At 65.1% G+C, this 24,123-nt stretch carries 19 protein-coding genes; 18 read left to right on the forward strand and 1 reads right to left on the reverse strand.

Annotated elements, in window-relative coordinates; genetic code table 11:
- Positions 1-180 precede the first annotated feature (180 nt).
- The 17 genes from coq7 to lpxC all read left to right on the forward strand — a co-directional run bounded on the left by coq7 (position 181) and on the right by lpxC (position 20,327).
- Complete coding sequence (coq7, locus tag LV28_RS27010; RefSeq protein ID WP_038618883.1) at positions 181-831, forward strand: 2-polyprenyl-3-methyl-6-methoxy-1,4-benzoquinone monooxygenase; 651 nt, start codon at positions 181-183, stop codon at positions 829-831.
- A 502-nt stretch (positions 832-1,333) separates the two neighbouring features.
- The gene (mraZ, locus tag LV28_RS27015) at positions 1,334-1,762 is read left to right on the forward strand and encodes a division/cell wall cluster transcriptional repressor MraZ (RefSeq protein ID WP_010806918.1); all 429 of its coding nucleotides are present in this window, start codon (positions 1,334-1,336) and stop codon (positions 1,760-1,762) included.
- Between the two features lie 46 nt (positions 1,763-1,808).
- Positions 1,809-2,738 carry a 16S rRNA (cytosine(1402)-N(4))-methyltransferase RsmH gene (gene rsmH, locus LV28_RS27020; protein ID WP_023594052.1) on the forward strand — a complete coding sequence of 310 codons (930 nt, stop codon included), beginning with the start codon at positions 1,809-1,811 and terminating at the stop codon, positions 2,736-2,738.
- A complete protein-coding gene (gene ftsL, locus LV28_RS27025; protein ID WP_023594053.1) occupies positions 2,735-3,079 on the forward strand; it encodes a cell division protein FtsL in 345 nt (114 codons plus the stop codon). The genes rsmH and ftsL overlap by 4 nt, the downstream gene beginning before the upstream one ends.
- Positions 3,076-4,851: a peptidoglycan D,D-transpeptidase FtsI family protein gene (locus tag LV28_RS27030; protein WP_038618880.1), complete on the forward strand. Its 1,776-nt coding sequence runs from the start codon at positions 3,076-3,078 to the stop codon at positions 4,849-4,851. Before ftsL ends, LV28_RS27030 begins: the two co-directional genes overlap by 4 nt.
- A 32-nt stretch (positions 4,852-4,883) precedes the next feature.
- Positions 4,884-6,422 (forward strand): UDP-N-acetylmuramoyl-L-alanyl-D-glutamate--2,6-diaminopimelate ligase, encoded by a 1,539-nt coding sequence (locus LV28_RS27035; protein ID WP_031627058.1) that lies wholly within the window; start codon positions 4,884-4,886, stop codon positions 6,420-6,422.
- On the forward strand, positions 6,422-7,825 hold the full coding sequence (locus LV28_RS27040) for a UDP-N-acetylmuramoyl-tripeptide--D-alanyl-D-alanine ligase (protein ID WP_024788774.1): 1,404 nt from the start codon (positions 6,422-6,424) through the stop codon (positions 7,823-7,825). Before LV28_RS27035 ends, LV28_RS27040 begins: the two co-directional genes overlap by 1 nt.
- A 15-nt stretch (positions 7,826-7,840) precedes the next feature.
- Positions 7,841-9,010, forward strand: coding sequence for a phospho-N-acetylmuramoyl-pentapeptide-transferase (gene mraY / locus LV28_RS27045; protein ID WP_023594057.1), 1,170 nt, complete (start codon positions 7,841-7,843; stop codon positions 9,008-9,010).
- A gap of 132 nt (positions 9,011-9,142) precedes the next feature.
- Positions 9,143-10,669, forward strand: a complete 1,527-nt coding sequence (murD, locus tag LV28_RS27050) for a UDP-N-acetylmuramoyl-L-alanine--D-glutamate ligase (RefSeq protein WP_023594058.1) — start codon at positions 9,143-9,145, stop codon at positions 10,667-10,669.
- Positions 10,666-11,934, forward strand: coding sequence for a putative lipid II flippase FtsW (gene ftsW, locus LV28_RS27055; protein ID WP_023594059.1), 1,269 nt, complete (start codon positions 10,666-10,668; stop codon positions 11,932-11,934). Before murD ends, ftsW begins: the two co-directional genes overlap by 4 nt.
- Positions 11,931-13,034 carry an undecaprenyldiphospho-muramoylpentapeptide beta-N-acetylglucosaminyltransferase gene (gene murG, locus LV28_RS27060; RefSeq protein WP_023872392.1) on the forward strand — a complete coding sequence of 368 codons (1,104 nt, stop codon included), beginning with the start codon at positions 11,931-11,933 and terminating at the stop codon, positions 13,032-13,034. Before ftsW ends, murG begins: the two co-directional genes overlap by 4 nt.
- Before the next feature lies 1 nt (position 13,035).
- Positions 13,036-14,445 carry a UDP-N-acetylmuramate--L-alanine ligase gene (murC, locus tag LV28_RS27065; protein ID WP_038618877.1) on the forward strand — a complete coding sequence of 470 codons (1,410 nt, stop codon included), beginning with the start codon at positions 13,036-13,038 and terminating at the stop codon, positions 14,443-14,445.
- Positions 14,372-15,430, forward strand: coding sequence for a D-alanine--D-alanine ligase (locus LV28_RS27070; RefSeq protein ID WP_072619124.1), 1,059 nt, complete (start codon positions 14,372-14,374; stop codon positions 15,428-15,430). The genes murC and LV28_RS27070 overlap by 74 nt, the downstream gene beginning before the upstream one ends.
- 56 nt (positions 15,431-15,486) lie before the next feature.
- Positions 15,487-16,320 carry a cell division protein FtsQ/DivIB gene (locus LV28_RS27075; protein ID WP_023594063.1) on the forward strand — a complete coding sequence of 278 codons (834 nt, stop codon included), beginning with the start codon at positions 15,487-15,489 and terminating at the stop codon, positions 16,318-16,320.
- A 22-nt stretch (positions 16,321-16,342) separates the two neighbouring features.
- Positions 16,343-17,575: a cell division protein FtsA gene (gene ftsA / locus LV28_RS27080; protein WP_010806905.1), complete on the forward strand. Its 1,233-nt coding sequence runs from the start codon at positions 16,343-16,345 to the stop codon at positions 17,573-17,575.
- A 106-nt stretch (positions 17,576-17,681) separates the two neighbouring features.
- Positions 17,682-18,872, forward strand: a complete 1,191-nt coding sequence (gene ftsZ / locus LV28_RS27085) for a cell division protein FtsZ (protein WP_023594064.1) — start codon at positions 17,682-17,684, stop codon at positions 18,870-18,872.
- 540 nt (positions 18,873-19,412) lie between these two features.
- Positions 19,413-20,327, forward strand: a complete 915-nt coding sequence (gene lpxC / locus LV28_RS27090) for a UDP-3-O-acyl-N-acetylglucosamine deacetylase (protein ID WP_023594065.1) — start codon at positions 19,413-19,415, stop codon at positions 20,325-20,327.
- Between the two features lie 92 nt (positions 20,328-20,419).
- Here lpxC and LV28_RS27095 read toward each other — a convergent pair whose 3' ends face one another.
- Positions 20,420-20,887: a DciA family protein gene (locus LV28_RS27095; protein WP_023594066.1), complete on the reverse strand. Its 468-nt coding sequence runs from the start codon at positions 20,885-20,887 to the stop codon at positions 20,420-20,422.
- Positions 20,888-21,189: 302 nt separating this feature from the next.
- Between LV28_RS27095 and secA the strand changes: the two genes are divergently transcribed.
- Entirely contained in the window at positions 21,190-24,000 is a 2,811-nt protein-coding gene (secA, locus tag LV28_RS27100; protein ID WP_038618874.1) for a preprotein translocase subunit SecA, read from the forward strand.
- The last annotated feature ends 123 nt before the right edge of the window (positions 24,001-24,123 follow it).

Below are 24,123 nucleotides of genomic sequence, written 5' to 3' on the forward strand. Positions count from 1 at the left end.
GGGTTTGCGGGCACCTTTGTTTCGTTTACGCAACATCCCGGAAACCGGCTTCTGGCGGGGCTTCCGTGCGTTTGCGCCCGCGCAAGGCGCGCCGGGCAAAGGGGCGTATCATCGGCGGCGGACGCGAAATAATCGTCCAGCGTTCCACATTGTGAAAGATTGAAGTGAGTTGAATGTACGATGTTCTCCGACAGCCTGATCTCCGAACTTGACCGCGGCCTGCGAGCGATCGCCGGCGTCACCCGGGCCTCACGCCCGACGCCCGTTGCGACGACGCCTTCTTCCCCTCAGGATGTATCGATCGGCGATGATGCCCTGACCCCGCAAGAGCGACGCCACGTGGCCGGGCTCATGCGCGTGAATCACGTGGGTGAGGTCTGCGCGCAGGCGCTCTATCAGGCACAGAAGCTGGCGACGAAGCGTTCTGAGTTGCGGGCGGCCTTCGAGCACGCGGGCAAGGAGGAAGAAGACCACCTCGCGTGGACGGCGCATCGCCTGGCGGAGCTGGGCTCGCGCCCGAGCTTGCTCAATCCCCTTTGGTACGCCGGGGCGTTCGCGATTGGTTTTGTGGCCGGCAAGTGCGGCGACAAGGTCAGCCTGGGCTTCATGTCGGAGACCGAGCGCCAGGTCGAGCATCATCTGGATGGTCACCTCAACGATCTGCCACCGCATGATCTGCGCTCGCGCGCGATCGTCGATCAGATGCGGCGCGACGAGATCGAGCACGGTCAGGCAGCGCGCGATGCCGGCGGTGTGACGTTGCCGGTGCCGGTGCAGCGGGTCATGCGCGCCGCGGCCAAAGTCATGACGACGACCGCCTACTATATATAGAGGGATGCGCGGGGCGATGACAGTTCGCCCGCCCGACCCACAACGGCAACAGGAAGACGAAGCAGCAGAACAACCCCATCGCGCGACGGCAATACCTCCCCGACTGACCCCCACCTCCCGTGTCGATTTTCCCTTTGCCCCACGGCCGCCGACCGGTATCGACCGGGTTCCGGCACGGCGTGAGCGCGCACTACCCGGTATCGATAGTGCTGGCGGGCCTCCCGCGAGGCGATGCACAAAGTTTGAGGTTCCACTTTCACTATCGCAGTTATGTCTTTAATTTTCCTGACAAAATTCCGTTTTCTGGCTTTAGGAAAGTGCGCTAAGTCATTGTTCTGTCTGACAAATTCCCCTGGAAAAACAGGTGAAACGCTTGACCGCCCAAACACTCTCCTCTAAAGTGGGAAATAGTGTGAGAAAGTGTATTTTTGTGTGGTGTAAGGCACGAAATCTTTCTCTTTCGGCATGACGGGCAGGCGGACGAAACCTCACGGGAGCGCACGTGTTTCAGGGAGCCTCGGCACTTTCACTGGATGCGAAGGGACGGATGTCGATTCCGGCCCGGCATCGTGACGTGCTTCAGGGCGACGCTGAAGGCAAGGTGACGATCACGAAGCACCCCGACGGTTGTCTTTTGCTGTTCCCGCGACCCGAATGGGAAATCTTCCGCGGCAAGATCGCCGCACTGCCGATGGACGCGCACTGGTGGCGGCGCATTTTCCTGGGCAACGCAGCCGACGTCGAGATGGATTCGGCGGGGCGCGTCCTGGTGGCGCCGGAATTGCGCGCGGCTGCGGGCATGGACAAGGAAGTCATGCTGCTGGGCATGGGCAGTCACTTTGAACTCTGGGATGCCGCGACATACGCCGCCAAGGAACAGGCGGCGATGGCGCAGGGCATGCCGGAAGCACTGAAGAACTTCACTTTTTGACAGATCAGGTGGTCCGACGAGCATGGCGCACGCGGTGGAAACGGTAATGCAGCACCGCACGGTCCTGCTGGAGGAGGCCGTGGATGCCTTGCTGTGGCGCGACGACGGCGTTTACGTCGACGGCACGTTCGGCCGCGGCGGGCACAGTCGCAGGGTTCTGGAGCGGCTGGGCGCAAAGGGGAGATTGATCGCGTTCGACAAGGATCCCCAAGCGATCGCGGAGGCGGCGAAGATTGCCGATCCGCGATTTTCGATTGAGCACGAGAGCTTCGCGACGTTGCGCGAAGCGCTGGCCCGACGCGGTATCGACAAGGTGTCGGGCGTTTTGCTGGACCTGGGCGTTTCGTCGCCGCAGATCGACGACCCTGCGCGCGGATTCAGTTTTCGTTACGACGGTCCGCTCGACATGCGCATGGATCCCACGCGCGGCGAGTCGGCGGCGGATTGGCTGGCCCGGGCAACGCTGGAAGAAATGACGGAGGTCATCAAGGACTATGGGGAAGAACGGTTTGCTTTTCAGATTGCAAAGGCGCTTGTTGCTCGCCGGGCAAACGCCGATCGCCTCGGTCCACTCGTCAGTACACGCGAGCTTGCCGAGATCGTGGCGGGTGCCGTCAAGACCCGTGAGAAGGGCAAGGACCCGGCAACACGTACCTTTCAGGCTCTACGGATTCACGTCAATCAAGAGCTTGCGGACCTGCAGATAGCCCTCGATGTGGCGGCCGATGTCCTCGAAACGGGAGGCAGACTCGTGGCGATCAGCTTTCATTCGCTGGAAGACCGTATCGTGAAGCGCTTCATGCAAGCGCGCGCGAGCGCGCCGGCGGTCGACCGCCGCGTGCCGTTGCGCGCCCACGAAATTCCCGAGCCGCCGTTCAAGGCCAGCCGCAAGATCAAGCCGTCCGCCGCCGAGGTGGAGGCCAACCCGCGTGCGCGCTCGGCGATCATGCGGGTCATGGAGCGGGTGTCGACATGAGCCGGCTCAACGTCCTCCTGCTTGTGCTGCTCATCGGTTGCGCACTGTCGTTGATCAACGCGCAATATCGTGCGCGCGGTACGTTCGTCGAACTCAACCGCGAGCAGGCGCTCGAGCATCAACTCCTGCAGGACTGGGATCGCCTCCAGTACGAGCAGAGCGCGCAAAGCAAAAGCGCGCGCATCGAAAGCGTGGCGCGCACCGACCTGAAGATGCAGGCCGTCTCGCCGGGCCGCACGCAATATCTGTCCGCGCCCGCCGGCAGCGCCGGCGCCATGGTGGATGTGCCGGTGCCGAGCGCGAGCGCCGCGTCCGCCCCTGCGAGCGGAGGCAAGCGATGATTCGCCGCAAGGACGCCAAGGCCAAGACAAAGGATGTGCAGTTCTCTGCCAGCCCGGTCCTGTCCGTGCGTCTGCCGATGTGGCGCTCCAAGATGCTCGTGTTTGTGATCTTCGGCGCATTCGCGTCGCTGGTCGCGCGCGCGTTCTGGATCCAGGGGCCGGGCAACGCCTTCTATCAGCGTCAGGGCGAGAGTCGTTACGAACGCACACTGGAGATGTCCGCCACGCGCGGCAAAGTGTTCGACCGTAACGGACAGGTGCTTGCCACGAGTCTGCCCGTGAAAGCCATCTGGGCCATTCCCGAAGACGTGCCCGACGACATTTCGGCGCAGCAGGTGCGCCAGCTCGCCAGGTTGCTCGAGATGAGCGAGTCGGATCTGCGCCGCAAGTTCAACCAGGAAAAGAGCTTCGTCTACGTGAAGCGCCAGGTGCTGCCCGACGTGGCCAAGCAGGTGGCCGATCTGGACATCCCGGGCGTTTACCAGCGCAAGGAGTACAAGCGCTTCTATCCGGAAGGCGAGATCGCCGCGCACGTCGTCGGCTTTACCAATGTGGAAGACATCGGCCAGGAAGGCGTCGAGCTGTCGATGCAGAAGGCGCTGGCGGCCACGCCGGGCAGCCGGCGCGTGATCAAGGACCGGCTGGGGCGTGTGGTCGAGGATCTCGACATTCTGGCCCAGCCGCGCGACGGTCACGACATCACGCTGTCGATCGACAGCAAGATTCAGTTCCTCGCCTATAGCGAACTCAAGGATGCCATCGAGCGCACCGGCGCCAAGGCCGGCAGCGCCGTGGTGCTCGACGTGCGCACGGGCGAAGTGCTCGCGCTCGCGAACCTGCCCACGTACAACCCGAACAACCGCACGAACCTGACCGGTGCGCAGCTGCGCAACCGCGTGATCACCGACACGTTCGAGCCCGGCTCGATCATGAAGCCGATCACCATCGCCGCGGCCATCGAGAACGGCCACGTGAAGCCCACGTCGACGGTCATGACCACGGGCCGCGCCAACTTCTTCGGCGCAAACATCACCGATACGCACGACTACGGGCTGCTGACCGTGGCCGGCGTGATCCAGAAGTCGAGCAACATCGGTACCGCGAAGATCGCATTGCAGATGAAGCCACAGGAAATGTGGGACATGTTTACCAGCGTCGGCCTCGGACAGGCGCCGAAGATCGGTTTTCCCGGCGCCGTGGCGGGGCGTTTGCGTCCGGCCAAGAGCTGGCGCCCGATCGAGCAGGCGACGATGGGCTACGGCTACGGCCTTTCCGCCTCGTTGATTCAACTCGCCCGTGCATACACGGTGTTTGCCCACGACGGCGAGCTGCTGCCGATCTCCATCTACAAGACGGATGGCAGCGTGGTGAAGGGCACGCCGGTGATCTCGCCGAACACGGCCCGCGAAGTGCGCAAGATGCTTGAAATGGTGACGTCGCCCGGCGGCACCGCCACGCGTGCCCAGGTCGTGGGTTATCGCGTGGGCGGCAAGACCGGGACGGCCTACAAGCAGTCGGGCCGGGGGTACGACAAGAGCAAGTATCGCGCATCGTTCGTCGGCATGGCGCCGATGTCCGAGCCGCGCATCATCGTGGCGGTCACGCTCGACGAGCCGGGACGCGGTTCGCACTACGGTGGCGTGGCGGCCGGACCGGCGTTCGCCGCGATCGTGGGCGGCACGCTGCGGGCACTGAACGTCGTGCCGGATTCGCCCGTGACGAAGCTCGTCGTGAGCGACAAGGTGGAGGAGAGCGAGCCATGGGCACCGTGACTTCGACGCCCAAGCCCCCCGTCACGCTCGGCATGATCGCCGACGCCGCGCAGCGCGCCGCGCTCGCGCAGGCCTGGGACTGGCTGCGCCGCACGGTGCCGGCCGGGGCGAACCTGCACGCGGACAGCCGCCGCGTGATGCCGGGCGACGTATTCGTCGCGTACGCCGTCAAGGGCGCCGACAGCCGTGGGTTCATTGCCGACGCGGTCGAGCGCGGCGCTGCCGCGGTCGTCTGGCAAAGCGACGACTTCACATGGCCGGCGTCGCTTGCGAGTCTCGGGAATGTGCCCCAGTTCGGCGTGCCTCGCCTCGACTGGCTGGCCGGTCCGCTGGCGGCGCTGTGGTACGGCGAGCCGAGCGTCGGCATGTCGATGCTCGGTGTGACCGGCACGAACGGCAAGACGTCGTGCAGCCAATGGCTCGCGCAACTGCTGTCCAAGGCAGGCACGCGCAGCGCCGTGATCGGCACGCTCGGCAGCGGCTTTCCGGGCCATCTGACGGTGACCGGTTTCACCACGCCCGACGCCGTGCAACTGCAGCGCAGCCTGGCCGACCTGCGCGCGCAAGGCGCCGCCGCACTCGCCATGGAAGTGTCGTCGCACGGCCTGTATCAGGGGCGCGTCAACGGCGTGGCGTTCGACATTGCCGTATTTACCAATCTGACGCAGGACCACCTCGATTACCACGGCACGATGGCCGAGTACGAGGCAGCCAAGACGCGCCTGTTCGACTGGCCGGGCCTGAAGGCCGCCGTCGTCAATCGCGACGACGCCATGGGCCAGCGCCTGCTCGCGCGCCTGGCCGGGAAGACGCCGGTCATCGAATACGGCATTCACGGCGACGCCACGTCGGCACACGGCAACCGCGTGCTGCGCGCCGAGGATATTCGGGCGACGACGTCCGGTACACGCTTCACGCTGCACGTCGACGACCGGAGTCAGCAGATCACGGTGCCGCTGATCGGCGAGTTCAACGTGAGCAATGCGCTCGCCGTGCTTGGCGCGGCGCTTGCCGGCGGCGTATCGCAGGACGCCGCGATCGCCGGGCTCGCCGCGCTCGCGCCGGTGTCCGGGCGCATGGAGCAGATCGGGCAGCCGGGGCAACCGCTGGTCGTCGTCGACTATGCGCACACGCCCGACGCGCTCGACAAGACGCTCGACGCCCTGCGTCCGGTGGCGACGGCGCGCGGCGGCAAGCTGGTTTGCGTGTTCGGCTGCGGCGGCGACCGCGATGCGGGCAAGCGTCCGCAGATGGGCGCGGTGGCCGAGCGTCTGGCCGACGCGGTGGTGCTCACGAGCGACAACCCGCGGACCGAAGTACCGGCCGAGATCATGGCGCAGATCGCCGCCGGTCTCGCGAACCCCGACGCCGTGCGTCGGATCGAAGACCGCGCCAGCGCGATCCTGCAGGCTGTTCGCGGCGCGCAGGCGGCCGACGTGGTGCTCATCGCCGGCAAGGGCCACGAAAGTACACAGGAAATCATGGGCAAGAAGCGGCCGTTCTCCGATCAGGAGCATGCGCGACTGGCACTCGCCGCGCGCGCGACGACTGTGCGCGGGGGAGGTGAATGATGCATTGGACGCTGAACGACGCCCGGCAGGCGGTGACCGGTTCGCGCGTGACGGGGGCGCAGACGACCGCCTTCGCGCGCGTTGTGACCGACAGTCGATCGGTACAGCCGGGCGACTTGTTCGTCGCGATCAAGGGTGAGCGCTTCGACGCACACGACTTCCTGGCCGACGTGGCGCGCGCCGGCGCGGCCGCCGTGGTTGCCTCGCGCGTGCCCGACGGTTTCGAGACGCCGGCCCTGATCGTGCCGGACACGCGCATCGCGTTGGGCGAGCTGGCCGCCGCATGGCGCCGCCGCTTCGCGATTCCGGTGGTCGCCGTGACGGGCAGCAACGGCAAGACGACGGTCAAGGAAATGATTTCGGCGATCTTCGCCGAGGCGGTCGGCGCCGAGTCGCGTCTGGCCACCGCAGGCAACTTCAACAACGACATCGGGCTGCCGCTCACGTTGTTCCGCCTGAAGGACGGCGACCGACTGGCCGTGCTCGAGCTTGGGATGAACCACCCGGGCGAGACGGCCTACCTGGCAAGGATTGCGCAACCCACGGTGGCGGTAATCAACAACGCCCAGCGGGAGCATCAGGAGTTCATGGTGAGCGTCGCGGCCGTCGCGCAGGAGCATTCGGCGGTGCTCGCGGCCCTGGCCGACGACGGTGTGGCCGTGTTTCCCGCCGAGAGCGAGTTTGCGTCGATGTGGCGCGAGATCGCGGGCAAGCGCCGCGTGCTCGACTTCGCGCTCGACGCCCGAGCCGCCGTCTCGGGGCGCTACGACGTGGCCACCCGCGTGCTGCGCGTGACGTCGCCCGCGGGCGAGTTCTCGCTCACGTTGCCGCTGCTCGGCGAGCACAACGCGCGCAATGCCCTGGCGGCGATTGCCTGCGCGTTGGGCGCGCATGTGGACATTGGCTCGATCGTGCGGGCACTCGAAGGCTTCTCGGCCGTCAAAGGGCGGCTGCAGGTGTCGACGCTCTCGAAGGGGCCGCTCGCCGGTGTCACGCTGATCGACGACACCTATAATGCGAACCCCGATTCGGTCCTCGCCGCCATCGACGTGCTTGCTTCGACGCCTGCGCCGCGTGTGCTGGTGTTGGGCGACATGGGCGAGGTGGGCGACAACGGTCCGGCGTTTCATCGCGAAGTAGGCGAATACGCGGCGCGGCGCGGCATCGATCGATTGCTGGCGATGGGCGAATTGGCGCAGGCCAGCGTGGTGGCGTTCGGCGACGGTGGCCAACATTTTTCGAACGTGGACGATGTGACTCCCCTCGTGGCGGAACTCAACGCCACGCTGAGTGCGCCGGCCACGGTGCTGGTGAAAGGAAGCCGCTTCATGCGGATGGAGCGCGTGCTGGAGCAGTTGCGCGCTACGAGTGAAAGCGGGGGCGGCAACGCCCCGGCCAAGTGATAAAGGATTGATGGAATGTTGCTGACGTTGGCGCAATGGCTGCAAGCGGATGCGAGCTATTTGCGCGTGTTCAACTACCTGACGTTTCGGGCCGTGATGGCAAGCCTCACGGCGCTGGTGATCGGGCTCTCGTTCGGGCCGATGGTCATTCGCAAGCTGACCGAAATGAAGGTGGGCCAGGCCGTGCGCACCGACGGCCCGCAGACCCATCTGGTGAAGTCGGGTACGCCCACGATGGGCGGCGTGCTGATCCTGATCGGCATTACCGTCGCCACGCTGCTCTGGGCGGATCTGAGCAACCGTTTCATCTGGATCGTGCTGACCGTGACGTTGGGCTTCGGCATCATCGGCTGGATCGACGACTACCGGAAGGTGGTCTACAAGGACCCGCGCGGCATGTCGTCGCGCGAAAAGTATTTCTGGCAATCGCTGATCGGTCTGTTCGCCGCCATTTACCTGGCATTTTCGGTGTCGGAGACGAGCAACCTGAAAGTGTTCGAGCTGTTCATCAGCTGGGTGCGCAACGGCTTTCCGCTCGATCTGCCGCCGAAGGCCGACTTCATCGTGCCGTTCTTCAAGACGATGAGCTATCCGCTGGGCGTGTTCGGGTTCATTGCGCTCACGTACTTTGTCATCGTCGGCTCGTCCAACGCCGTTAACCTCACCGACGGTCTCGACGGCCTGGTCATCATGCCGGTGGTGCTGGTCGGCGCGGCGCTGGGCGTGTTCGCGTACGTGATGGGTAACGTGGTGTATTCGAAGTACCTGCTGTTCCCACATATCGCCGGCGCGGGCGAGTTGCTCGTGTTCTGCTCGGCCATGTCGGGGGCGGGTCTCGCCTTCCTTTGGTTCAATACCCATCCCGCCCAGGTGTTCATGGGAGACGTGGGCGCGCTGGCGCTCGGCGGCGCACTCGGCACCGTGGCGGTGATCGTGCGCCAGGAAGTCGTGCTCTTCGTGATGGGCGGCGTGTTCGTGGCCGAGACGCTCTCCGTGATGTTGCAGGTGACCTGGTTCAAGTACACCAAGCGCCGGTTCGGCGAAGGGCGACGCATCTTCAAGATGGCGCCGCTGCATCACCACTTCGAACTGTCGGGATGGAAGGAAACGCAGGTGGTGGTCCGGTTCTGGATCATCACGCTGATGCTGGTGCTGATCGGTCTGTCGACGCTCAAGCTGCGCTGACCGGGCGGCGCACGACCGCGCGTTGTGCGGTGGCAGGACTAAAGGTGGGGCCGCTCGCGCCGATAGCGAAATATCGGCGTCTGGCAAGCGATGCATTCGTAGGTTGTTTGAATCGATAAGGAAAAGAGCGACGTGTTCGGCGAGAAGTTTGGTGAATCCTGGCAACCGCGTGTCCTGATCCTGGGTCTGGGAGAGTCCGGCCTGGCGATGGCGCGTTGGTGCGCGCGTTACGGCTGCCGCGTGCGTGCAGCCGATACGCGCTATGCGTCGTCGGAGACACCGTCGAACGTTGCGACCCTGCGCGCCGACGCGCCGCAGGCCGAATTCGTGGGCGGCAAGTTTGCCGACCAGATCGATGCGTTGCTCGACGACATCGAGCTGATCGGCATCAGCCCGGGGCTCTCGCCGCTCGCGCCCGACGTGGCCGGGCTGCTGGCCGAAGCCGCGCAGCGCGGCATTCCGGTCTGGGGCGAGATCGAATTCTTCGCGCAGGCGCTGCGTCACATGCAGGCCACGAGCGGCTATGCGCCGAAGGTGCTCGCCATCACGGGCACCAATGGCAAGACGACCACCACCAGCCTGACGGGACTGCTGTGCCGCCGCGCCGGCAAGCGCACGGCGGTGGCGGGCAACATCAGTCCGACGGCGCTCGACCGACTGAGCGAATGCATCGCCGAGGCGACGCTGCCCGACGTGTGGGTGCTGGAACTCTCGAGCTTCCAGCTCGAGACCGTGTACTCCCTCGCGCCCGATGCGGCGGCGATCCTCAACATTACGCAGGACCACCTGGACTGGCACGGCGACATGGACGCCTACGCCAGTGCCAAGGCGCGGATCTTCGGGCCGCAGACCGTGCGCGTGCTCAACCGCGACGACGCCCGCGTGATCGCGTTCGCGTCGCCCGAGGCCAGTGTCGTGACCTTCGGCACGGGCAAGCCCGACGCCGTGGGCGACTTCGGGCTGGAGATGGAAGGCGGCATGTGGTGGCTGGTCGAAGGGTATACGCGCGACGACGCGCCGCCCGCGCCGAAGCGCCGCAAGGCCGGCGCCGTCGAGGCGAGCGTCGAAGTGTTCGGCAAGCGCCTGATGCCCGCCGACGCGCTGCGCATTCGAGGACAGCACAATGCCGCCAACGCGCTGGCGGCGCTCGCACTCGCTCGCGCGATCGATCTCCCCATGGCCAAGCTGTTGCACGGCCTGCGCGAATATCCGGGCGAGCCGCATCGCGTGCAATTGATCGCGAGCATCAACGAAGTCGAGTACTACGACGACAGCAAGGGCACCAATGTGGGCGCCACGGTCGCCGCGATCTCCGGACTGCAGAAGACGCTCGTGCTGATCGCCGGCGGCGACGGCAAGGGCCAGGACTTCTCGCCGCTCGCCAATCCGGTGGCGCATCACGCACGCGCCGTGCTGCTCATCGGTCGCGACGCCGGGATTCTGCGAGAGGCGCTGACCGACACCGGCGTCGAACTCATCGATGCGCCGACGCTCGAGGACGCCACGCGCCAGGCCGCGAAGCTGGCCCAGCCCGGTGACGCCGTGCTGCTCTCGCCGGCGTGCGCGAGCCTCGACATGTTCCGCAACTATGAACATCGCGCACAGGTGTTTCGCGATACCGTGGTTGAACTGGCCGCCGACGCGGGGGTGATGCTATGAACCGTATCAAGTCGTTCTTCAGCAAGAAGCGTCAGGCGGGGTTCGCGGGGGCCGGCACGGCGAGCGCGCCCGGTGCCGCGACGCAGGCCGCCAGTCGTACGCTCGGCAGCATCAAGCCCACCCGCTCGCGCATGCTCGAATACGATCACGCGCTCGTGTGGGTGGTGATCTCGCTGCTGTCGCTGGGCCTAGTGATGGTGTACTCGGCGTCGGTCGCGTTGCCCGACTCGCCGAAATACAGCGGCTACTCGACGTACCACTTCCTCGCGCGCCACATCATCTCGCTGACGATGGGACTGATCGCGGCCATGATCACGCTCCGGATTCCGGTCAAGACGCTCGACAAGCTCGCGCCCAAGCTGTTCCTGCTGGCGCTGGTGTTGCTGGTGATCGTGCTGATCCCGCACGTGGGCAAGGGCGTGAACGGCTCGAAGCGCTGGATTCCGTTCGGCGTGCTCAACCTGCAGCCGTCGGAAATCATGAAGCTCGCCGTCACGCTGTACGCCGCGAACTACACGGTGCGCAAGCAGGAGTTCATGCAGAGCTTCGGCAAGGGCTTCTTGCCGATGGGCATTGCCGTCGTGTTCGTCGGCATGCTGCTGCTGCTCGAGCCGGACATGGGGGCATTCATGGTGGTCGCCGCCATCGCCATGGGCATTCTGTTTCTCGGCGGCGTGAACGGACGCCTGTTCGGCGGCCTGGCGCTCACTGCCGTGGGCACGTTCGCCATGCTGATCTGGCTCTCGCCGTGGCGCCGCGAGCGGATTTTCGCGTACCTCGACCCATGGCGCGAAGACTACGCGCTCGGCAAGGCCTATCAGCTCACGCACTCGCTCATCGCGTTCGGGCGCGGTGAGTGGACCGGTGTCGGGCTCGGCGGCAGCATCGAGAAGTTGCACTACCTGCCCGAAGCGCACACCGACTTCATCCTCGCCGTGATCGGCGAGGAATTCGGCTTTGTCGGCGTGGTCGTCGTCATCCTGATGTTCTATTGGCTGGTGCGCCGTGCCTTCGAGATCGGACGTCAGGCGCTGGCGCTCGAGCGCACGTTCGCGGGGCTGCTCGCCAAGGGCGTGGGTGTCTGGCTGGCCGCGCAAACCTTCATCAACATGGGCGTGAACCTGGGTCTGTTGCCGACCAAGGGGCTTACGCTGCCGCTGGTGAGCTACGGCGGCTCGGGCATTCTGCTCAACTGCGTGGCCGTGGCGATCCTGCTGCGGGTGGATTACGAAAACCGAGTGCTGATGCGGGGAGGCAAAGTATGACCGAGCGCGCTACCGCGATGCCGGCACCGCAGACGAAGACACGCACGCTGCTGGTCATGGCCGGCGGCACGGGCGGTCACGTCTTCCCGGGGCTCGCGGTCGCCAACTTCCTGCGCGTGCAGGGGTGGCGCGTGGTGTGGCTCGGCAATCCGTCGGGCATGGAAGCGACGCTCGTGCCGAAATACGACATCCCGATGGAATTCGTGAAATTCGGCGGGCTGCGCGGCAAGGGCCTGATGACCAAGCTGCTGCTGCCGCTCAACCTGCTGCGCGCGTTCTGGCAGAGCCTCCGTGCCGTGCGCCGCGTGAAACCGTCCGTCGTGTTGGGCATGGGCGGCTACATCACCTTCCCTGCGGGCATGATGGCGTCGCTGCTCGGCCGTCCGCTGGTGCTGCACGAACAGAATTCGGTGGCCGGTCTGGCGAACAAGGTGCTCGCGCGCGTGGCCGACAAGGTGCTGCTCGCGTTCCCGGACACCATCGCCGGCGGCGAATGGGTCGGCAATCCGATCCGGGCCGATTTCGACGAGATGGCGTCGCCGGCCGAGCGCTACAACGCGCGCACCGGGCCGCTACGCATTCTCGTGGTCGGCGGCAGCCTCGGGGCCACCGTGCTCAACGAGATCGTGCCCAAGGCGCTGGCGAAGCTGCCGCGCGAAGATCGCCCGCAAGTCACGCATCAGGCGGGCGTCAAACATATTCAGACCCTGCAGGCGAATTACGCCGCGGCGGGGGTGACGGTCGAGGCCGTGCCGTTCATCGACGACATGGTCGCGGCTTACGCGGCGGCGGATCTGGTGATCTGCCGCGCAGGTGCGATGACGGTGGCCGAAGTGGCCGCGGCCGGGGTGGCGGCGCTGTTCGTGCCGTTCCCGCACGCGGTCGACGACCACCAGACAACGAATGCGCGTTTCCTCGCCGACAAGGGCGCGGCAACGCTGATCGACCAGCGCGAGCTGTCGGTCGAGACCCTGGCCGAGTGGCTGCGCCGTCAGACGCGCGCGTCGCTGCTCGCGATGGGAGAGAAAGCCAGGGCGCTCGCCAAGCCGGACGCCACCGAACAAGTGGCGCGCGTGTGCGCGGCTCTGGCCAAGGATTGAAATGAAACACATCGTCAAACACATTCACTTCGTCGGCATTGGCGGCTCGGGCATGAGCGGCATTGCCGAGGTACTGCTCAACCTGGGTTACCAGGTGAGCGGCTCCGATCTCGGCGACAACGCGGTAACACAGCGTCTCGCGAGCCTCGGTGCGCGCATCGCCCGCGGCCATGCGGCCGAACATATCGAAGGCGCCGACGCCATCGTCGTGTCCACGGCCATCACGGCCGACAATCCGGAAGTGCTCGCCGGTCGCGCGCGCCAGATTCCCATCGTGCCGCGCGCGCTGATGCTCGCGGAACTCATGCGCCTGAAGCAGGGCGTGGCCATCGCCGGCACGCACGGCAAGACCACTACCACGAGCCTCGTGGCGAGCGTGCTCGCGCAGGGCGGGCTGGATCCGACCTTCGTGATCGGAGGGCGTCTGAACAGCGCCGGGGCCAACGCCAAGCTCGGCACGGGCGACTTCATCGTGGTCGAGGCCGACGAGTCGGACGCGTCGTTCCTCAACCTGAATCCGGTCATCGAAGTCATCACGAACATCGATGCCGACCACATGGACACCTACGGGCACGACTTCGCCCGTCTGAAGCAGTCGTTCGTGGCCTTCACGCAGCGCCTGCCGTTTTACGGCATTGCCGTGCTGTGCGTGGACGACCCGAACGTGCGCGAGATCCTGCCGTTCGTCTCGAAGCCGATCGTGCGCTACGGCCTGTCGGACGACGCCCAGGTGCGCGCCATCGACGTGCGCGCCGACGCCGGTCAGATGCGCTTTACCGTGTTGCGCCAGTTCGGCGCGGGCGCCGCGCCGCTGGACATCACCCTCAATCTGCCGGGCGAGCACAACGTGCGAAACGCGCTCGCGGCCATTGCGATCGCCACCGAACTCGAGGTTCCGGATGCCGCGATTCAACAGGCATTGGCCGAGTTCAACGGCGTGGGACGCCGCTTCCAGCGCTACGGCGAGATTGCGCTGCCGAAGGCCAGCGGCGGCGGCACGTTCACGCTCATCGACGATTACGGGCATCACCCGGTGGAGATGGCCGCCGCGCTCGCGGCCGCGCGCGGCGCGTTCCCCGGGCGTCGCATCGTGCTGGCGTTTCAGCCGCATCGCTACACACGCACGCGCGATTGCTTCGAGGACTTCGTGAAGGTGCTCTCGGACGCGGACGCCGTGGTGCTCGGCGAAGTGTATTCGGCCGGCGAGGCGCCCATCGTGGCGGCCGACGGCCGTTCGCTCTCCCGCGCGGTGCGCGTGGCGGGCAAGGTGGAACCGGTTTTCGTGGAAGACGTCGCGCAGTTGCCCGACGCCATTCTGCAAGTCGCCCGGGCGGGCGATGTTGTCATCACCATGGGTGCCGGCTCCATCGGCGCGGTGCCCGGCAAGTTGCAAGTTCAGCAAGGAGTCTGACGTGAGTGCATTCGATCCGAAACGTTTCGGCAAGGTTGGCGTCCTGATGGGCGGGCGCTCTGCCGAGCGTCAGATCTCGCTGATTTCGGGCAAAGGCGTACTCGAGGCGCTGCGCAGCAAGGGCGTGGACGCCCACGGTTTCGATACCGGCATGAACGATCTGGCGGCGCTGGCCGCGCAGAAGTTCGACCGCGTGTTCATTGCGCTGCATGGGCGCTACGGCGAGGACGGCACACTGCAGGGTGCGCTCGAGCATCTCGGCATTCCCTACACCGGCAGTGGCGTGCTTGCCTCGGCGCTGGCGATGGACAAGGAAATGACCAAGCGCGTGTGGATCAACGAAGGCCTGCCCACGCCGCGCTTCAAGATGCTCGACGCCGACAGCGACTTCGACGCCGTGGCGCGCGATCTCGGCCTGCCGCTGATCGTCAAGCCGTCGCGCGAAGGCTCGACCATCGGCCTCACGAAGGTCACGGAAGCGTCGCAGCTCAAGGCGGCCTACGAGAAGGCTGCCGCGCTCGATCCCGACGTGCTCGCCGAGGAGTTCATCGATGGCGACGAGCTGACCGTGCCGGTGTTGGGCGTGGGCACGAAGGGCGCGGCCGCCGCGCGCGCGCTGCCGGTGATCCGCATCGTGGCGCCGGACGCGAACTACGACTATCAGAACAAGTACTTCAAGGACGACACGCGCTACGAGTGCCCGCCGCCGTTGTCGGTGTCGTTGCAGGAGGAAGTGCAGCGCCTCGTGTTGCGCGCCTACCTGGTGCTGGGATGCCGGGGCTGGGCGCGAGCCGACGTGATGCTGCGCAAGCGCGACAACAAGCCGTACCTGCTGGAAATCAATACGTCGCCGGGCATGACCGGTCACTCGCTGGTGCCGATCTCGGCACGTGCGGCGGGCCTGTCGTATGAAGACCTGGTCGTTGAAATCCTGGCAACCGCGACGCTCGATCTGCATCCGAACGCGCAGTGGAAGCCAGAGTGAACCGAGTCGAACATTGAACGCGTTGAACAACGCCCTGATACGGAAAGCAAATCGCCATGTGGCACAACGTACGCCTGCTCAACGCCATCGCGAGTGCGCTCGTCGCACTCGTCGTGCTGGCGGCGCTCGCGGCGGGCGGCCACTGGTTGATCCAGCGGCCGGTCTTCACGCTCAAGGCGATTCAGATCGATGGGGATGTCTCCCACATCAACGGGCCGACGTTGCGGGCGAATGCCGTCTCGCGGCTCAAGGGCAACTTCTTCACCATCGATCTGGACGCCACGCGCGCGGCGTTCGAAGCGGTGCCCTGGGTGCGTCATGCGAGCGTGCGGCGCGTCTGGCCGAACCAGCTCGCGGTGACGATCGAGGAATACAAGCCGCTGGCCACGTGGAACGACGGACGGCTGGTGAGCGTGGACGGCGAGCTCTTCGCGGCCAACCTGGCGGAAGCCGAGGACGAGGGCAAGCTGCCCGAGTTCGCCGGACCGCCGGGCAGCGAGAAAGACGTTACGGCGCGGTACTACGACTTCGTGAAGTGGTTCGCGCCGTTGAACATGAAACCCGAAGCGGTCACGCTGTCGAATCGTTACGCATGGAGCGTGCGACTCGCAGGTGGCGTGCAACTGGCGCTGGGTCGGGAACGTACCCCCGAAACTCTCGCCACGCGCAGCCGGCGCTTCGTACAGGCGTATCCGCAGGTAGCGGCGCGCTGGGGAAACCAGATCGAGTATGCCGATCTGCGCTACCCGAACGGTTTTGCAGTACGTGCCGCGGGCATGCGTTTCTTGAGCGAGGAACAGGCCAAGAAGCTAGCCACGGCGCCGGTGCAAAAGCGGGATTCGCAGAAGCCGGCAGCGAAACCTGCCGCGCCGGCCAAGCGAAGCCAGTGAGACTTCAGGACTTACACACGCTATGAGCAAAGATTACAAGGATCTGTTGGTCGCCCTGGATATCGGCACGTCGAAAGTCGTGGCGGTGGTGGCCGAGCTGCGCCCTGAAGGCCGCTATGAAGTGATCGGCCTCGGCCAGAGTGAATCGCGCGGCCTGAAAAAGGGCGTCGTGGTGAACATCGAGGCCACGGTGCAGTCCATTCAGCGTGCGCTCGAAGAAGCGGAGCTGATGGCCGACTGCAAGATCACCAATGTGTTCACCGGCATTGCCGGCAGCCACATCCGCAGCTTCAACTCGAGCGGCATGGTGGCGATCAAGGACAAGGAGGTGACGCAGGCCGATGTGGCGCGCGTGATCGAGACGGCCAAGGCGATCAACATCCCGACCGACCAGCAGGTGCTGCATATCCTCACGCAGGAATTCATCATCGACGGTCAGGAAGACGTGCGCGAGCCGATCGGCATGAGCGGCATTCGCCTCGAAGTGAAGGTGCATATCGTGACCGGCGCGGTCTCGGCGGCCCAGAACATCGTGAAGTGCGTGCGTCGCTGCGGGCTGGAGGTGAACGACCTGATCCTCCAGCCGCTCGCCTCGAGCATCTCGGTGCTCACCGAAGACGAGAAGGAACTGGGCGTGGTGCTGATCGACATCGGCGGCGGCACGACCGACATCGCGATCTTCAGTGAAGGCGCCATCCGTCACACCGCGGTCATTCCGATTGCCGGCGATCAGATCACGAGCGATATCGCGATGGCCGTGCGCACGCCGACACCGGATGCCGAGGACATCAAGATTCAGCACGGCATCGCCAAGCAGTCGCTGGCCGATCCCGACGAGATGATCGAGGTGCCGGGCCTGGGCGAGCGCGGTCCGCGCACGCTTTCGCGCCAGGCGCTGGCGGCCGTGATCGAGCCGCGCGTCGAAGAGTTGTTCTCGCTCGTGCAACAGGTGGTGCGCGAGTCGGGTTACGAAGAGTTGCTGTCCTCGGGCATCGTGCTCACCGGCGGCGCGGCAATGATGCCGGGCATGGTCGAGCTGGGTGAGGACATCTTCCTCAAGCCGGTGCGCATTGGCGTGCCGGAGTATGCCGGCGGGCTGGCCGACGTGGTGCGCAGCCCGCGCTACGCGACGGCGATGGGCCTGCTGCTCGAAGGACGCTCCCAACGCATGCGCGGGCGCAAGGTCGCCGTGCAGTCGGGACAGGCGAACCAGGTTTGGACGCGCATGCGCGACTGGTTCTTCAGCAATTTTTAAGGTGTTTTTTTGAGGGGTGTGGATTCGGCATTGAAAACACGCGCGGCTTACCCGAGCAACACGTGACCCGCAATACCGGATCCGCTTTTATGTCACTGGAGGCGATATGAACTTTGAAATGTTGGAAACGGAAACCAACGGCACCATCATCAAGGTGGTGGGTGTTGGTGGCGCTGGCGGCAACGCTGTTCAGCACATGATCAACCGTGGTGTGCAAGGCGTGGAATTCATCGCCATGAACACCGACGCCCAGGCGCTCGGCCGCTCGCAGGCGAGCGTCAACATCCAGCTCGGCAAGACCGGTCTGGGCGCGGGCGCCAAGCCGGAAATGGGTCGCTCCGCCGCGGAAGAAGCGCGCGAGCGTGTGGCCGACGCCCTGCGTGGCGCGCACATGGTGTTCATCACCGCGGGCATGGGTGGCGGCACGGGCACGGGGGCGGCGCCGGTCGTGGCCCAGATCGCCAAGGAAATGGGCATTCTGACCGTGGGCGTGGTCTCCAAGCCGTTCGAGTTCGAAGGCGGCAAGCGCATGCGTGTGGCCGAGACGGGCGCGCAGGAGCTGGAAGACAACGTCGACTCGCTCATCGTCGTGCTCAACGACAAGCTCTTCGAAGTCATGGGCGACGACGCCGAGATGGACAAGTGCTTCCAGTGCGCCGACGACGTGCTGCATAACGCCGTGGCAGGTATCGCCGAAATCATCAACGTCGACGGTCTCGTGAACGTCGACTTCGAAGACGTGAAGACGGTGATGGGCGAGCAGGGCAAGGCGATGATGGGTACGGCGACCGTTGCCGGTGTCGATCGTGCGCGTCTGGCGGCCGAACAGGCCGTGGCGAGCCCGCTGCTCGAGGGCGTGGACCTGTCGGGCGCGCGTGGCGTGCTGGTCAACATCACGGCATCGCGTTCGCTGCGTCTGTCGGAAACGCGTGAAGTGATGAACACCATCAAGAGCTACGCCGCCGAAGACGCGACCGTGATTTTCGGTACCGTCTACGACGACAAGATGGGCGATGCACTGCGCGTGACCGTTGTGGCGACCGGCCTGGGCCGTGCCGTCGCGAAGAAGGCCGCCGCACCGATGACGCTGCTCAAGACCGGTACCGACAACATGCCGATCGCGACGGGCCACGTGCCGAACGTCGGTCAGGCAGCCGGTACGGACTACGGCGCGCTCGATACGCCGGCCGTGTGGCGCAGCACGCGCGAGACTGCGGCCTCGCACGTCGCCGCGTTGCAGGAAAAGGGTGTCGATACGTACGACATCCCGGCGTTCCTGCGCAAGCAAGCCGACTGACAGGGTTGCGCGCGGGCCGGGTGCCAGTGCCTGGCGCCGCCGCACCTTGGGAATCGCGAGACCTACGCAGGTCGTCGTGAGGATTCGTCGTCGCTCCGTCGACCATGCCGTGTGGCGTGGGGAAGGCGCGCCGCGGTACGAATTCGAACGACGATACGGCAAGGTTGTGACGGCACGCGATGTCTCGTAGTTGCGACAGCCAGAGTCGCAAGAGATGTCAACGCCCCACAGATGACGGACGTTACGGGTAAGCGTCCGTGATCCCGGACCCGGTCTCGCGGATCTGTCCCCCCGTCCGCTGCGGCATGCCTCCGTCGCAGCGGCCGGGGTGCCCCGAAAATTGAAGTGACGCGGCCACGTGGCCGGCGTCTGAAATCGAAACGACCTATTTCGTATGGCGGTATGGGTGCGGACGAATGAATGGGGCAGAATCCGGAATGTTCAGTAACGAATCGTTGTGTTTGTGGCACAGCGATGAAGGCGCCGATCTGGTATAATTGGACCTATGGTCATTAGCGTCCGATAGTTTTAATAAATAGCATGCTCAAGCAGCGCACACTCAAATCCATCGCCAAGACAGTCGGCATCGGCTTGCACTCCGGTCGCAAGGTCGAGTTGTCGCTGCGTCCGGCGCCGCCCGATACGGGCATTGTCTTTTGCCGTACCGATCTGAATCCTCCTGTGGAGATTCCGGCGTCGGCAATGGCAATCGGCGACACGCGTCTGGCGTCTGTGCTGCAGAAGGATGGTGCGCGCGTTTCGACCGTCGAACACCTGATGTCGGCGTGCGCCGGGCTGGGGATCGACAATCTGTATGTCGATGTGACGGCCGAAGAGATTCCGATCATGGACGGCAGCGCTGCGACGTTCGTCTTCCTGATCCAGTCGGCGGGTATCGAAGAGCAGGCCGCCGCCAAGAAATTCATTCGCGTGACCAAGCCGGTCGAGATTCGCGAAGGCGACAAATTCGCCCGCCTCGAGCCGTACGACGGGTTCAAGCTCAAGTTCACGATCGATTTCCGCCATCCGGCCGTGGATCGCACGGGCCAGGCCCTTGAAGTCGATTTCGCCGACACGTCCTACGCGAAGGAAATCGCACGTGCCCGCACGTTCGGCTTCGCTCATGAGGTCGAGATGCTTCGTGAGCTGGGGCTGGCACGCGGTGGCAGCATGGACAACGCCATCGTGCTCGACGAGTACCGCATTCTGAATAACGATGGCCTGCGCTACGACGACGAGTTCGTGAAACACAAGATGCTCGACGCGATCGGCGATCTGTACGTGATTGGGCATCCCTTGCTCGCGTCGTACACCGCGTACAAGTCAGGCCATGGTCTGAACAACCAACTGCTGCGCGAGCTTCTCGCGCAGGAAGCCTATGAAATCGTTACGTTCGAGCGCGCCGAAGACGCTCCGCGCGGTTTCCAGTTCGAGCCGCAGACACACTTCGCGTAAGTCACGCAAGATGTCGCGTGCCGCGGCACGAATGTAACAAAACGAAAGCGCCGGTGATCCGGCGCTTTTTTATTTGACGCGCGAGAAATGTTTCAGGGCTTGCGCGTGCCGCCGTGCGAATGGCGGGCCACGAGCCGGGCGAGGGCATCGCGCAACGGCGAGGGTTCGAGCGAGTCGCGCAGGTCGCGAAAGCTGACGAGCCCCTGGCGCGAGAGCCTTGCCTCCTTCGGCGGCTTGAGCGGTTCGGGGGTGGCGATGCTCACCCGGATCCGGATGGAGCGAATCAGCCATCCGCGTTTGGCCAGACCTTCGATCAGCGAGGGCGTCTGCTGACGCAGCCGGGCCGCGAGCGCGTTATTGGCGACGAGAAACACCAGCGCACCGTCGCGCGGCGGGGCGACCTTCACGCTGGCCGTGAGCGGCGCAGGAAGCAGGGCATGTACGTCCCGCTCGAGCCGGCCGAGCTGCTCGGCGGCGACCAGCAGCGATCCGGCACCGTCGGAGGCGGAAAGCAGGTCGGTCAGCGGACGGGCGATGCGTGGCGCTTTGGGTCGTTTCATATGATGAGACAGAGGTTGCCGCATATTTTACCTCGCCATCGGGCGTCGCCTTCGCCCGTGGCCCGCCATCCCCGCCCGGCTGGCGCTCTGCGCCGCCCGGGCGCGCCGCGACAGCATGCTAGAATCCATCTTTCAGTACAGGTATCGAACCGGAGCGAGGCCGAAGTGCCAAACACCGGTGACCCGCATCGCGCAGACGATCGGGGGCGGTACGCACGGGGCACCACGCCGCGGGCGCGAGCCGTCTCCATCGATCGACTGCGGGATCGCGATCGACATTTGCCGCCCTAACCAGTGATCCGATGATTCCCGGTCTTCTTAAAAAAGTATTTGGCAGCCGCAACCAGCGGCTCATCAAGCAGTACCAGAAAACCGTCGCGGCGATTAACGCCCTCGAGCCGCAGATCGCTCAACTGAGCGACGAGCAACTGCGCGGAAAGACTGAGGAATTCAAGCAGCGCATCGCCCAGGGGGCGAGCGTGGATTCGTTGCTCGTCGAAGCGTTCGCGGTGTGCCGCGAAGCCGGCAAGCGCGTGCTCAAGATGCGCCACTTCGACGTTCAGCTCATCGGTGGCATGGTGCTGCACTACGGCAAGATCGCCGAAATGCGCACGGGCGAGGGCAAGACGCTCGTCGCAACGCTGCCCGCCTATCTGAACGCGCTGTCGGGCAAGGGCGTGCACGTGGTGACCGTCAACGATTACCTGGCACAGCGCGACGCCGAGTGGATGGCGCGTCTGTACAACTTCCTCGGCCTGTCGGTGGGCATCAACCTGTCGCAGATGCCGCACGACCAGAAGCAGGCCGCCTACGCGGCCGACATCACGTACGGCACGAACAACGAGTTCGGTTTCGATTACCTGCGCGACAACATGGTCTACGAGACCGAGCAGCGGGTTCAGCGAACGCTCAACTACGCCATCGTCGACGAAGTGGACTCGATCCTGATCGACGAGGCGCGCACGCCGCTCATCATCTCGGGTCAGGCCGAAGATCACACCGAGCTGTATGTGAAGATGGACCGCCTGCCGGCGATGCTCGAGCGCCAGATCGGCGAGGAGAAGTCGGACGGCACCGGCGTCGAAGTCCCGGGCGATTACACACTCGATGAAAAGGCGCGTCAGGTGTTCCTGACCGAGCGCGGTCACGAGAAGGCCGAGCAACTGCTCGCCGAGTGGGGCATGATCGCCGAGGGCGACAGTCTTTACGCGCCGCAGAACATCACCCTCATGCACCACGTGTACGCCGCGCTGCGCGCGCACACGCTGTTCCACAAGGACCAGCATTACGTGGTGCAGAACGACGAGATCGTGATCGTCGATGAGTTCACGGGGCGCCTGATGGCCGGCCGCCGCTGGTCCGAAGGCCTGCACCAGGCCGTCGAGGCCAAGGAGCGCGTGTCGATCCAGCACGAGAACCAGACGCTCGCGTCGATCACGTTCCAGAACTACTTCCGCATGTACGCCAAGCTCTCGGGCATGACCGGGACGGCGGATACGGAAGCCTTCGAATTCAACGAGATCTATCGTCTCGAGACGGTGGTGATTCCGACGAACCGTCCGCCCAAGCGGATCGACCGCCAGGATCAGATCTACAAGACGGCCAAGGAAAAGTACGACGCCGTCATCAAGGATATTCGCGATTGCGTCGAGCGCGGCCAGCCGGTGCTGGTGGGCACGACATCGATCGAAACGTCGGAATACCTCTCGCAACTGCTCACGCGCGAAAAGCTGCCGCACCAGGTGCTCAACGCCAAGCAGCACGCGCGCGAAGCCGAGATCGTGGCGCAGGCCGGCCGTCCGGGCGTGATCACCATCGCCACCAACATGGCCGGCCGCGGTACCGACATCGTGCTGGGCGGCAATGTCGAGAAGCAGTCGGCCTTCATCGAAGTCGACGACAGCCTGGCCGAGGCCGAGAAGCAGGCCCGCATCAAGCAATTGCAGGACGAGTGGCAAGGGCTGCACGAGCAGGTGAAGACCGCCGGTGGCCTGCACATCATCGGTACCGAGCGCCACGAGTCGCGTCGCATCGACAATCAGTTGCGTGGCCGCTCCGGCCGTCAGGGCGACCCGGGGTCGTCGCGCTTCTACCTGTCGCTGGAAGATCCGCTGCTGCGCATTTTCGCGGGCGACCGCGTGCGCGCGATCATGGACCGTCTGAAGATGCCGGAGGGCGAGGCAATCGAGGCGGGCATCGTCACGCGTTCGATCGAATCCGCGCAGCGCAAGGTCGAAGCGCGCAACTTCGACGTGCGCAAGCAACTGCTCGAGTACGACGACGTCGCCAACGACCAGCGCAAGGTGATCTACCAGCAGCGCAACGAATTGCTCGAGGCGCAGGATGTCTCCGAAACCATCGCGGGCATGCGTCAAAGCGTGTTCCAGGATCTCGTGCGCACCTATGTGCCGGCGGGTACCGTCGAGGAGCAGTGGGACCTGAAGGGGCTGGAGACGACGTTGCGCGAAGAGTGGCAGCTCGATCTGCCGCTGCAGTCGCGGATCGAAGGCACCGAAGAGATCGACGACGAGGACATCCTCAAGGAAGTGATGGATGCCGCCGAGGCGTCGTACAACGCCAAGGTCGAACTCGTGGGTCGCGAGTCGTTCTCCGGCTTCGAGCGCTCGGTGATGCTGCAAAGCGTGGACTCGAACTGGCGCGAGCACCTCGCGGCGCTGGATCACCTGCGCCAGGGCATCCACCTGCGCGGCTATGCGCAGAAGAATCCGAAGCAGGAATACAAGCGCGAAGCCTTCGAACTGTTCGCGCAACTGCTCGAGACGATCAAGCTGGAAGTCACGCGTGTGATCATGAACGTGCGCATCCAGTCGCAGGAAGAACTGGAGCAGGCGACCGAATCGCTCGACGAGAGCTCGGGCGGTCTGGTCAACATCGAGTTCAAGCATGACGAACTCGAGACGGTGGGCGGCGAGGGCGAGGTCGACGAGGACGCCGGTCGCCCGGTGGTCGCGGCGCTCGCGCAGGCGGCCGCGGGCATGACGGGCGCCAGCGCGGTCGGCGGCGGCGACCTGGTGCCGAAGGTCGGACGCAACGACCCGTGCCCGTGCGGCAGCGGCAAGAAATTCAAGCACTGCCACGGCAAACTGTCTTAAGATGTGAACCGATCGACGCGGCGCCGACTCATGATCGGCGCCGCGTCGTTTGTGGCGCCGGTTTTTCCGCCGGCCGCACCGATCAACCGCCGCCCCGGCGGGCTGTCGTGCCGACATCGCCTG

This window comes from Pandoraea pnomenusa (assembly GCF_000767615.3).
Lineage (GTDB): Bacteria > Pseudomonadota > Gammaproteobacteria > Burkholderiales > Burkholderiaceae > Pandoraea > Pandoraea pnomenusa.